This is a genomic window from bacterium SCSIO 12741 (assembly GCA_024398055.1).
Taxonomy (GTDB): Bacteria; Bacteroidota; Bacteroidia; order Flavobacteriales_G; family Salibacteraceae; genus SCSIO-12741.
On record CP073749.1, the window covers coordinates 3,941,396 to 3,954,171 of the forward strand.

A 12,776-nucleotide genomic window follows, 5' to 3' on the forward strand; every position below is an offset into this window, starting at 1 on the left:
AAAGAACTCTAAACCAATTACTATGAGCTTTTTTACCAGGATGGGAAAAGGGTGGTCCATGGGAACCGCCAGTCTCAAACTCATTCAGAAAAACAAACAACTTGTTCTATTTCCCATCATCTCGGGAATCGCCTTGGGTGCTGTGTTGGCTACCTTCTTTGGCTTTTTCTATGCCAACTGGGGTTTTGACTACAGCGAAGCCATGAGACAGGGAACAGCCGCTGATTATGCTTTAACCTTTTTGTTTTACCTCGTTTGCTACTTCATTATTGTTTTTTTCAACGTGGGCCTCGTGCACTGTACCCGGGTCTATTTACAAGGTGGAACTCCCAGTTTTAGTACCGGTGTAAACTACAGTATGTCTCGCATTCCCGTCATTTTGGGTTGGGCTATGCTATCGGCCACCGTTGGTTTAATTCTCAAAGCCATTGACGAATACGGAGGCATATTGGGAAGTTTCTTCTCCATGATTGTAGGAGTTGTATGGTCCATCATGACCTTCTTCGTAGTACCCATCCTTGCCTACGAAAACGTAGGCCCCATCACCGCCCTCAAACAATCCGGCAAAATCATGAAAGAGAAGTGGGGTGAATCCATCGGAGCCTCCTTTAGCTTCGGTATCTTTTCCTTCATCGGTTTGCTTTTGGTAGCCTTACCCATAGGCCTATTGCTCGGCGCCATCAATCCCATAGTAGGCATTGTAGCCGGCGTATTGGTCTTTTTCTTAATCCAGAGCATCGTCTCCGCCGCCGAGATGGTTTTTGTCGCTGCTGTTTATCACGAGTTGGTTGAGGAACAGCCCGTTGCCGAGTTTGAAGGATTGGCATTGGATGATTTGTTTGAAGCTAAGAAGAAGAAGGGGTTGTTTTAGGGATTTTTCCTTCTTCCGTCCATATTCTACTTTAGGCTGTTATTCAGTTTTATTAAAGAGATTTTGTTCTCAATCTACCGGCCAATCTTCATTGTGGCCGTAGGGTAGTAGCGTCCAAGTTGGTAGGAAAGAAAAGAGAATTAGGCCCGCTCAACTTTAAGCCCAATTAACCCCTGGTAAAAACACCTGGCAAAAAAGGAAACTTCCTCCTGAGAGCCAGCATTATTTAACTGGTGAATATAATTCCGTTGTTCAAAAGAATTCAGAATTGCGCCCAATCATGGCTTAAATTAGCATGGTAATATCATCAAACCTTAAACTATGTCTGAAAATAGAATTGAGTATGACCTGACCTATCTCTCAGATTCTGAACGAAGAGAAATTGCCTTAGAAATCTACAATCATTCAGAAGATGCGCATGCTGAGTTAAATTCGGAAACCGGAGGTCCGGACCTCTTTGAACGAGACGAAGTACTCGACTATTATATGGTCGCCAAAATATATGGAGATAAGGATATTTCGGTCCAAGAAATTCGCGAAACCGCCGATCATTATATCGATTCCTATAAACCATCACGATACGTCATATTTTATTTTGATGAAATACATGGAGATAAGGAATTGGAGATTGCCAACTATCTTACAAACATCCGTGGGATTGAACTCCAGCAGTTCTCACCCGTATGGATTCAACATACGTTGAACGATGCTCCTCAAATTGCTCAAAAGTTCAATCTGAAAAGTCGTGGTTATCCAGGAAATGAATTTTTGGTTAATATAAACAAGGACTTTCTCATTCAAAAATATAGCTCATTTGTTCAATCGCAAGAGTACTATTTTGAAAAGGCAAGAGAGGCACTGAAAAGATGCATGCCTCACGAGGATACGTCCAGTGGATTTGCTGGATTTATTGATTTACAGGCAGCAATAGAAAATCCAACCATCGAACAATACGCAGAACTGAAGGTTCTTTGGAAGTCTAGAGGAGATTTAAGCCCTACAGGATTTGAACTATTTCTGGACGAAAAGAATAGCTCCTTATCAACTTTATACAGGAAAATCAATACTCTGATAGCCTATGCCGATACCAATGGCCTTCATAAACAGGAATTTAACCTCTATAAGGATAAACGGGCGATTGCTAAAATAGGACCGAGGCAGCATCATTTGATTCCCCATTTTATTGATTATGCTCTGGATGGATTTAAAAGCACCTCTAAAACGAAACACAGGGCATTTAATCAAATTCTCGATTACCTGAATGATCCAATAAAGCGATTCAATATTGCTTCCAAACCGCACCGGGAGAAAATATTTAACTATTTCATCGGGACAAAATTTTCCGAAAATGACTTTCATATTAAACTAAAAGAGTATTTCGATCAATTCGATTTTCTTGTAACCAACCCGGAGAATGTTACCGCTTTTTACACCCGAATTATCTACGATCCAACATTCAAAAAACTATGGTTAGGTTCGACCATTCCTCGTCGTCGTCTTTCAAAGAGCAATGAGGAAGATGAAGGAATCGACACAAACGGCGAGCAAGAGCTTGATCGTCGAGAAAACATTCCCTTTCATTTGGATCAGGTGGAAGAGGTTGATCGATTAAACCGCGATCGAATTGCCAAATCGTTGACCGGCCTTTTGAACAATCAAATTTTCAACTCAAAGGGAGCTTCTAAGGATAAGGATCACTCCTTTATGATTCACCTTCAAGGTGCCTGGGGAGATGGGAAATCTACTTTCCTCAAGTTAATTGAAAAAAATCTCGATACAGAAGAGAACAAGTGGATTGTTATTCATTTCAATGCCTGGCAACACCAGCATGTCAATCCTCCCTGGTGGCCCTTTCTGGATCAGATTTATAATCAGGCAATTGGGGGAATGAAAGGCTATTCAAAAGCTAAAATGTTTGGATTCGAATCTTTAAGAAGGTTATTCAACCCTAAGTTTGTATATAGGTCTCTCAGCTTTCTTGGGTTTGTTTTATTGATATACCTCATGTATATTTTCTTTCCTGAAATTATGTCTTGGGCGAGTGAAGGTCTCAAGTCTCCATTAAAATCTCACCCTAACTCTGAAAACCTTATCTATTTCTCGAAAATAGTTGGCTCAATGACCGCAATTGGTGGGGTGCTCTACACACTTTCCCAATTTGTTATTCGACCCGTTTTTATCAAGTCCCCTGACACTGCCAAATCATTTATGCAGAATGTACATGATCCTATGATGAAAATTAAGAAGCATTTTGAGTCATTGATCAAAAACATCGAACAATCAGGTTATCACACAGCTATTTTTATTGATGATATAGATCGATGCAATTCGACCTTTGCCGTTGAACTTCTTGAAGGAATACAAACACTCTACAAGGAGAAAAAGGTGCTTTACATCGTAGCTGGGGACAAACACTGGATCAGTACCTGTTTTGAAAATCATTACAAAGACTTCACCGGAATAGTACGAGAACCCGGGCACCGATTGGGGTACTTTTTTATAGAAAAAGCCTTTCAACTATCGGTAAGACTGCCGCAAGTTACCGGAAGTACAAAAGAAGAATACTGGAACTTCATATTGGACCCACAAGGAAAGTACAAGCAAAAAGAAGAAGTAAAAGAGGCAATAGAAATGACTGATGAGTTAAAGGATGAAATAAAATCCTTTGCCAAAAAGGAGATAAAAAAGGATTCACTTAAACCCTCACAACAAACAAAGAATGTTCAAGAGAAATTCGGAATTTCTATGGCAGATGCCAAGAATGCCTTGTTTGAATCTTTAGATGAGGACACCGAAGAATTGGGGCATTTGTTTCAAAATCATCACGACCTAATTGAGGCTAACCCAAGGAGCATAAAGCGGCTGGCCAATCAGTATAGCATGTACAGAAATATCCTTTGGGAGGAGGATATCAATCCAGACATTGATAAACTATTTCGATGGATTATACTTCAAAACAATTATCCGATTTATACCGATACGGTTGAACGAGATTCAACTCTATATACGAGTGAAGGCCTACCAAAAGAACTGGAAGGGTTGAAATCAAATGAGCATTGGAAAATGCTGGTCAACGATCCTGATGACAAAAAGGGAGGTTCCTTAATATGGGCAGACGTAGCTCAATTTCTCGGTAAAGAGACTAACTAAACACCTGTTTTAAACAGCTTTTCATCCAGTCTTCCTGTACTCGATTTTTAAGCTCGATTTGTTCTTCCAGGCGATCGCATAAGGCCATTAACCCGTTGACTTTTTCGACGATGACTTTTTGTTCAATTAACGGGGCAAAGGGGACTAAGATATTGCGGAGTTTAGTTCCACTGAAATTTGCTTGATTCGTCTGAGCAGTAATTTGAGGGTTAATTTGAGTCACTCTACAAATCATCGAGTTAATGTAGTTATTAATATAGACGGGGTCGACAAATTTCATGACCAATGAAACTTTGATCAAATATGACGCTAATGTGTAGGTAAATCCTTCTCCAAAATAAACACCTGATTTTCCTACTAAGTCGTAGCTATTGGTCCTATTAAATACGAGATCGTACTTATCCAAATACAGTTTAGGAAGATCCTTGTGATCAGGAGGGATATATTTTAAGTTACCGAAAGTTAATTGTCCTTTTGAAGTGATGTTTCCCATTCTTAAAACAGGCACATTTTCATCATTATCATTTGTTTTTTGTGATGTCCCATATGCCATGAACTTCACCAATTCACCAAACCTACACCAAACCCACCCCTTAGGCAATTCAAACGGAACCTCCTCCGGGAGAATAGGAGGCAGGGTTCTTTCTTTTCGAATCTTTCCTTCTTTTACCAATCGGGCCTTCTCTTTTTGAATGCGCGTTAAAAGCTCCGAAGCAGGCTCCATTGGGGGCTCCTGAGCCTGACGAATGGAACGCCAATGAGCCGTCAACTTCCCTTGAACCGCCAATTGCAAAATCGTCTCCCGAAGTTTTTGTACGTTGGTTTTTTCGGTAAAAAAAGTGCCCAAATGCTGTTGGACCATCTCCCAATCTCGTTGAAGTTCTGTGTCTTGAGACTGAGATAAACGACGTAGGGCAGAGGTAACCCAGTTCTCCTTAAGCTGAACTCTTTTTTGGGTCAAGTTTTCCAGTTGATTGACTTCATCAAAAAGTTGGTTTACGATGTGGACAATAACCTTTTGTTCTTCGATTGGAGGAATAGGAATCTCTATCGGTCTCAATCTCCCTACCGAGATATTGGCAATATTCGTTGTTTGACTTGAACTTAATATCAAATTTGTTCTAGTTGAAGGTGCTTTAAGAAAAAAGGCTAAATAATTGGAATCAACTTTGTATGGACGAATAGCGGAAATAAAACCACCCAATGTATACTCACGATTCATTTGATTGTCAATCAATGCGACTTTCCCAACTAACTCTTTGCTATTAGCCATAGACATAATTACATCCCCAAGCCTTAAAATCTGGTCATCTCTCTTGACGAATTTTCGATTGACATAGATTAAATCATCCCAATCAACCTTCTCTTGTACGTTAGCTGTTCTAAGACATGGAATGTTTTCCGAAGAATCAATTATAGATTTTTCAGAGCTTGGAAAGGTAACTCCCCTGACTATTTCAACAATATTTCCAAGAGGTACTACTTTCCATTTTTTTGGTTTCTTTGATTTTGGATAGATATTATAGGCAAGTTGTATTTCTTCAGTTCTCCTTATTTTTCCTAGCTTTACTAACCGAACTTTTTCCTCTTGAATCTTTTTCAATAAATCTGAAGCTGATTCGATGTCAGGATTTTGCCGCCTCCATTCCGAGGTCAACTTTCCTTCAATTGCCAATTGTAAAATCAACCCCCTCAACTCTTGAGCATTTTTAGGATGAAGGGTTAAAGCCTTAAAGTGTTTCAACAATTCCATAGGTCTACTTTAAAGCCTCGTTTAGCACAGTCACAATTTCTTGTTGAATGGACGAAATTTGATTTTCTACCTGTTGAAACTCTTCCAACAATTCTTCAGGACTGGCCAAATCATCGCTTTCCTGGTAGGGATTTTTGATATCCAGGTTGTAGTTGCGGTTTCGGATCTCTTCAGCTGAAATCTTCCAGGCGAATTTTTTAAAAGATTCGTCGTCCCGGTCGTTCCACCAGGATTTTTCGAGATCAAATTCCTGAATACGAATAGGTTTGCCTTTGTTGTAGCTTTTCACTCCTTCCGGGTAGGGGTGTTCAAAATACCAGATATCCTCCGTTGGGTTTCCCTTTTCAAAAAACAATACGTTTGTTTTTATTCCGGTATACGGGTTAAACACCCCGTTGGGTAAGCGTACAATCGTATGGAGGTTACATTTGGCCAGCAACTCTTCCTTGATCCGGGTTTTTACGCCTTCACCAAACAATGAGCCATCAGGCAATACCACCGCACAGCGTCCTCCTTTTTTGAGTACACGGATAATCAAAGCGAGAAATAAATCAGCGGTTTCTTTGGTACGAAATTTTTGAGGAAAATTGGTTTCCGTTCCGTCTTCTTCCACACCTCCAAACGGTGGGTTGGTTAAGATAACGTTCACCCGGTCCTTGCTACTCCAGTCGGCATAGGGTCGGGTCAACAGGTTGCCCCGTTTTACCGCAGGAACATCAAATCCGTGTAACATTAGGTTGGTCGTACAGAGTAGGTGAGGGAGGGGCTTTTTTTCTATACCTCGAATACTTGCTTGTAGTTTGGCTTCGTCCTTGTCGTTTTTTACCAGCTTCTTTTTGTGGTCAATCGAGCAAGTCAAAAAACCACCTGTTCCACAAGCTGGGTCCAAAACACTTTCGTCCAGTTGCGGATCAACAATATCCACCATAAACTGGGTGACCGCTCTCGGGGTGTAATATTCACCCGAAGACCCGGCACTTTGAAGCTCCTTGAGAATAGTTTCGTAAATGTCGTTAAACAAATGACGTTCGCTAGTACTGTTAAAATCAATTTTATTGATCTGGTTGATGACCTGTCGAAACAAGGTCCCATTTTTCATGTAGTTGTAGGTATCTTCAAATATCGAGCGAATGATGTGGGCTTGAGGGCTGGTTTTAATATCTAACTCCTTGAGCGTAGGGAACAGTTCGTTGTTGATGAACTCCATCAGGTCGTCACCAGTTAACCCTTCCTCGTCAGAGGCCCAATTTTGCCATTTGAGGTCTTCAGGAATAGGGCTTTTGTAGTTGTTTAGCGTGATTGCCCATTCTTCCTCCTTGTCAGCAAAGATTTTCATAAACAGCATCCACACCATTTGCGAAATGCGCTGGGCATCGCCGTCTACTCCAGAATCTTTCCGCATAATATCGCGGATACCTTTGATGTTTGTTGTGATTGTACTCATACGTGCCTTTCGAACTCATTCCAGTTGATTACCGGAAGCCACAAAGATTGGTATTCGTTCATTAACAATCCACGTACCTGACGAACAAATTCTCCCGGTTGATTTCTGTAGTCCTGAATTTGGTTGTAGTGTTCACTTCTATCTACCTCACGCATAATTTTCTCAGCCATTTTAAAAAGGCTCAATCGGTTGTTGTGATTTTCTTCTACATCCAAATTCGGATTGGATTTCTTGATACGCCGGGGTTCCGAAAAAAGCGTACCCGAATTATCCTTATCGTTATATATCAGGTAATGATCTCCTGTTAGATTATCGGGAAAATCATTTAACGAAAAGTGCGCTGATCCATCAATGATCGAATGACTCGCAAATCGTCTTTTGAGCTCTCTACGAGTATGAAACTCTGGAGTCACATACATCACCTTGTTGAAATTCTGGTTTAGTCGAGAGATTTTTTTCAAAAATTGGAACTGCCGTTTATCCGCTTTAATCTTGATTTTAAAATAGTTGGAGTTAAACGCATTGTAAAAACGCGGTTGAGGATCATTGATATCAAATAGGTTCGATTTTTTGTATTGTAAAAAGTAATTTCCCACACAAACGTCGAATCCATAATACCTTCCTTCATTCACCGTATCCGGAAAGAAGGGGAGGTTGGTAATAGATTTGGCTTGAACAAATTCGTTGGTGTAGTTAAATGAGAATTGTGTTTCTGAAAACCCACATTTTTGCATAATCAAAGAGGAATTAGGGTTTTCTTGAATTGAAGTTTTTCAATAAGTACTTCGTTTTCGTCATCAAATAGCAGTTTCATTACGTCATCATATTGAAGGATAAATAAATCGACAAACTGCTTTCCGTTAATCAGATTAATTGTTTCCATGGCTGGATTATTGGCTCCTTCAATAGCTTTTGGGGCAAAATTTGAAAGGGTAATAAAAGTTCCTTGAAAGTCACGTTTTAGTGAACCTCGAAAGTTTCGAATATCGGTATCGTTTATTTTGTTGCTCTCATATCGTTTTACCTGCACTTGCAGTTTTACTGAAGCCACGCCATTTACTTTCAAAATTCCTTCATAGTCAATTCCTCTATCGCCAACATGTCCTGTTTCCTGAGTAGCCTCAAATCCCAGGGTCTGCAATAGTTTACTCACCAATAATTCAAATTCGGCAGCATCGAGGGTCAATATCTTCTTCCTAATGTTCTCTGTGAGTTTAGCCTGATCAAAGGGAATAGTATCCTTTTTTTTAGATTCAGGCACATCAAACCCGGCAGCTTGGGCAATCTCTTCTACTTGTGATATGGAAAATACAGTCAAGGAACTCTTGAGGGTGTTTTGCAATCCTATAGATAGTTGATATCGATTAACCGTTTGATCATTCCATTGAACAGGTATTCGTTCATAGAAAGTAAAATCGTCTTTTTCGAAGTATGGATTTCCCGTTGCCTTGCCCACAATAAGTCGACCATCACGATAGGTAGAAACGACAATGTCACCTTCCTTAATGTGGTTCCAAAATCGAAATATTTGCCCTGCATTTTGATAAGTACGGGCATCTCCATTATCGGGAAACAATCGACGATGTTCTTGAATAAAGTAATCTCGTGAATGGGGTTCTGCCGGAATTTTGTCCAACCAACCAATCGCTGCAAATCTTCTATCTTTAAAGATTTGAGTGTATTCGCCCCAAAGGGCACGAATAAAATAGGCTTTCATGTTAAGCAGATTTGTACAGTTCAGTTTCTAATTCGTTGATGGCCCTCTCAAATGCCTCTTTATTACCAAAAGCCTTAACAATTTCTACCGGTGAACCTATCTCGTTTAGTGGTCTTACTTTAAGAATTGATCCTTTTTCAATGGAGCCAATTCCTTCATCCTCGTATTTATCCAATAAACTTTCTATGACCTTTTTAGCAACCGGTCCATATTTTGAAAAGTAATTGCGTTTTCGCACGGCGTTGGCCCTTTCCTTTCGGGTGAGGGGAGGTTGGCCGAATGCAACGTGACAAATTAGGTCAAAGGCATCCATATCTTTTCCAACTTCTTCACGAAGTGCCTCAAACAAAACACCGTGTTCCGTGAGCTCAGTAATTAACTCCTCCTTCTTTTCTGTTTCGCTCCATTTATTTAAAAAGGCCTCTAAGGAGGAAAACTCTTTTTTGATATTGGTTCGGGTATAGTCCTTCAGGGACTCGGTTATGAGCTTACCGTCTTTACCATAGTATTGAACCTGTTCTCGAACTACATCAATGGGAACATTGTTCACATAATATTTGGGCACTCCTGGAAGGGGATCTGAAATGATTACATCATCTCGGCCGCCTTTTGGTTTGGAATCACCGTCTCCAGGAATCTCTGGGGGAACCACGGAATCTCCTGTTGCTGGTTCATAAATCTGTACAGGATCACCATCAAAATCAGGATCGGCAAATAAATTTGTCGCCTTTTTGAAGTCCATAATGGTGAAAAAGACCTTTCCTTCAGCTTCTCTAATCCGCGTTCCTCGGCCAACAATCTGTTTAAATTCAGTGGTTGATTTTATGGTTGAATCCAAGACAATCAGTTTAACCATTTTGGTGTCAATACCAGTGGTCAACATTTTTGACGTCGTTGCGATAACAGGAAACCTTTCTTCTACATCGATGAAATTATCCAGTTCCTGTTTTCCCACTTGATCATCACCGGTAATTTTCACCACATAATTCCTATGTTTAGCAACCAGATCAGCATTTTCGTTGATCAAGGCCTGCCTCATTCTGTTGGCGTGGTTAATATCATCGCAGAAGATGATAGTTTTCGAAAAACGATCGGTGTTTTTCAAAAACTCAGAGACCTTGTGAGCAACGAGTTCGGTGCGTTCATCAATGACTAGGTTTCGGTCGTAATCCGTTAGGTTATAAATGCGGTCAATGATCTCGTTTCCATATTTGTCTAACATTCCTTTGGTTGGCCGCCAACCGTCATCAACCGATGTAGCTATTCGTACTACTTTATAAGGTGCAAGGAATCCGTCATCAATTCCTTGTTTCAAGGAATAGGTATAAACCGGATCTCCGTAGTAGTCAATATTAGAAACCCTCTTGGTCTCTTTGGGAGTTGCCGTCATTCCAATTTGTGTCGCTCCTTCGAAGTAGTCCAATACCTCTCTCCAGGCAGAGTCCTCAGAAGCACTCCCTCGGTGACACTCATCAATCACAACCAAGTCGAAAAAATCACGGCTGAAATGCTTGTATGCATTCATAGCCTCTTCATTACCAGTTAAGCCTTGATAAAGAGCGAAATAAACCTGGTAAGACTTGTCGATCTTTCGATGTTTGATAATGTGCATGATATCGTTACCGAAAGGGGAGAAGTCGCCATTTTTAGTTTGGGATAACAATGCATTTCTGTCCGCAAGAAAAAGGATCCGTTTTTTTATTCCCCCTTTCCAAAGTCTCCAGATGATATTAAAGGCCGTAAACGTTTTACCTGTTCCTGTGGCCATAACCAAGAGGATTCGGTTTTGGCCATTGGCGACGGCTTCCAAAGTCCTGTTGATGGCATTCATCTGGTAGTACCTTGGTTCCAACCCGCCTTCTTCAGAATAATATCCTTGTTCCAGTACTTTTCTTGGTTCAGGATCATCAAGTCCTTTGAACCTTAAGTACTTGTTCCATAAAGTCTCGGGTGATGGAAATTCGCCTAATGCGATTTCAGTTTCAATGTTTTCAGAAACCGTTTTATCGTGAAAGACAAATGAATCTCCATTTGAGGTAAAAACGAAGGGAATTTGAAGAATATCAGAATACTCTAACGCTTGTTGCATACCCGTTCCCACAGGCTGCTTGTTATCTTTTGCTTCAATAATGGCGATTGGCTCATTATCGCGGAAGTATAAGATGTAATCAGCTCGTTTCCGTTTTCCACGGGTATTCATTTTTCCCTGAACGATAATACGCCCATCGGTAAATGACTTTTCCTCACGCACTTGGGATTTCATATCCCAACCTGCTTCGGCTAGTGCTGGGTTGATGAATTTGGTGCAGATATCCCTTTCAGAAAGGTTCTTCTTGTTCATAGTTTAGGCCTGCGTCAGAATACCAAAATAGGAAAAGAATTAATTGGAGACAAATTCTGCAAATCCAAGAACCTTTTTCAGCTTATCCAAAGTTGAGTCAATTAAGGGGATATTTATTATTCAATCCTCTTCACCCCGCCGCCGAAACCCAACCCGCTTCAGCGGAGGTTCGGATTCAGCCTTTAGCAACTGCTCCAAATAAGTAAAAATCGTCTGGATCTCTTCTTGGTGATGCGAAAGTCCTCGCTCCAATTGCTCAAGTCTGAGCAGGGTGTCTTTATGCGTCAAAAGCAATTCCCTCATTTTGGTAAAGACCCTAATAATCTGAATATTCACCTGAATAGCTACCGGACTTTTCAAAACCCCAGATAGCATCGCAACACCCTGTTCCGTAAAGGCAAGCGGAAGGTAACGCGTACCTCCCCAACTTGAGGTGCCAAATTGGCTCCTCAAGATCTCGAGTTCTTCAGTGGTGAGTTCAAACATAAAGTCCTCTGGAAATCTTTCCAGGTTTCGACGGACTTGTCGTTTAAGGTATTTGGTTTCTACACCATACAGCTCAGCTAAATCGCGATCCAGCAAGACTTTTTGTCCACGGATAAGGTGAATTTTTCGAATGACAAGTTCTTCTGGAAGTGTGGAGTTGGTTGATTTTTCCATGACGATGATAGTAAATGTTTGGTTAGTTTTAGGTTATTGGTTGAACTAAAATAGAGGATTTCGATGATTTAGGTTTCGATATACGGATAAGGGGCTCCTACCTCACACACCGAACAGTAAACCGTCTCACCTTCTTAGCCTTATCCCGAATATGAAAATCATGCCCATGCTTTACATAGGTATGCTCATAGATATGTAAGTGCAAGGTGGAATCTGGAGCTTCGGGTTCCAGGATCCAAAAGGTGGCGGCTGGGTATTTGGCCAGTTTTCGATCGCTTTGGGCTTTGTGGCCTTGAATCCAGCCGGTGGATTGCAGCTGGAGGCCGGTGGAATCGTTAAACAGGTTTAGTCCGATGACGCGTTCCGAAGAGCGTAGACTTTCATGTTCGATATTTTCTGTTTCCAGCGTACTGTCTTCAATGCCCATGGCTGTTTGATAGAGGTCTACCGCGGCTTCCCAATCCTGCCAGGTGGGGATGCGCCATCCGGGTGGACAAACGCTATCGAGGGTTTGGTAGGAGTAATAATTCGATTCACAGCGGTAGTGGTCCTTTTGGCCTTCGCACCAGGAGAGGCGGGTTTCGTAGCGTAGGTTGGATTGGAACCACCAGGTGTCACCGAGTTTTACAATGGGATAGATTTCGCTGTCTCTGGGGTCTATTATCGTGTCCTGGGAAAAGATGGAGGTGGTGAAAAGGAGGGAGGTTAACAGGAGGAAAAAGGCTCTGGTGATGCTGGAAAAGGGAAGGCTTGAGTCCATAAATATTTTCGCGAATTATTGGAAAAAGTTAAGATTAAAAGTTCGAATCCTGAGGTTTCGTTTAATGGACATACCTCTTA

Annotated in this window: 9 protein-coding genes; 2 read left to right on the forward strand and 7 right to left on the reverse strand. The window is 41.1% G+C overall.

Features of this window, described 5'->3' with window-relative positions; all coding sequences use genetic code 11:
• Positions 1-22: 22 nt before the first annotated feature.
• On the forward strand, positions 23-871 hold the full coding sequence (locus KFE98_16880) for a hypothetical protein (protein ID UTW61666.1): 849 nt from the start codon (positions 23-25) through the stop codon (positions 869-871).
• A 321-nt stretch (positions 872-1,192) separates the two neighbouring features.
• Positions 1,193-4,021 (forward strand): hypothetical protein, encoded by a 2,829-nt coding sequence (locus KFE98_16885; protein ID UTW61667.1) that lies wholly within the window; start codon positions 1,193-1,195, stop codon positions 4,019-4,021.
• Here KFE98_16885 and KFE98_16890 read toward each other — a convergent pair.
• The 7 genes from KFE98_16890 to KFE98_16920 form a co-directional block, all read right to left on the reverse strand.
• Positions 4,014-5,774 (reverse strand): restriction endonuclease subunit S, encoded by a 1,761-nt coding sequence (locus KFE98_16890; protein UTW61668.1) that lies wholly within the window; start codon positions 5,772-5,774, stop codon positions 4,014-4,016. The genes KFE98_16885 and KFE98_16890 overlap by 8 nt on opposite strands.
• A gap of 4 nt (positions 5,775-5,778) precedes the next feature.
• Positions 5,779-7,218, reverse strand: a complete 1,440-nt coding sequence (locus KFE98_16895) for an SAM-dependent DNA methyltransferase (GenBank protein ID UTW61669.1) — start codon at positions 7,216-7,218, stop codon at positions 5,779-5,781.
• Positions 7,215-7,952, reverse strand: coding sequence for a hypothetical protein (locus KFE98_16900; GenBank protein UTW61670.1), 738 nt, complete (start codon positions 7,950-7,952; stop codon positions 7,215-7,217). The genes KFE98_16895 and KFE98_16900 overlap by 4 nt, the downstream gene beginning before the upstream one ends.
• 2 nt (positions 7,953-7,954) lie before the next feature.
• Positions 7,955-8,935: a restriction endonuclease gene (locus KFE98_16905; protein UTW61671.1), complete on the reverse strand. Its 981-nt coding sequence runs from the start codon at positions 8,933-8,935 to the stop codon at positions 7,955-7,957.
• A gap of 1 nt (position 8,936) precedes the next feature.
• A complete protein-coding gene (locus KFE98_16910) occupies positions 8,937-11,276 on the reverse strand; it encodes a DEAD/DEAH box helicase family protein (protein ID UTW61672.1) in 2,340 nt (779 codons plus the stop codon).
• A gap of 120 nt (positions 11,277-11,396) precedes the next feature.
• Positions 11,397-11,936, reverse strand: a complete 540-nt coding sequence (locus KFE98_16915; protein UTW61673.1) for an ORF6N domain-containing protein — start codon at positions 11,934-11,936, stop codon at positions 11,397-11,399.
• A 97-nt stretch (positions 11,937-12,033) separates the two neighbouring features.
• Complete coding sequence (locus KFE98_16920; protein UTW61674.1) at positions 12,034-12,696, reverse strand: hypothetical protein; 663 nt, start codon at positions 12,694-12,696, stop codon at positions 12,034-12,036.
• Positions 12,697-12,776: the final 80 nt, after the last annotated feature.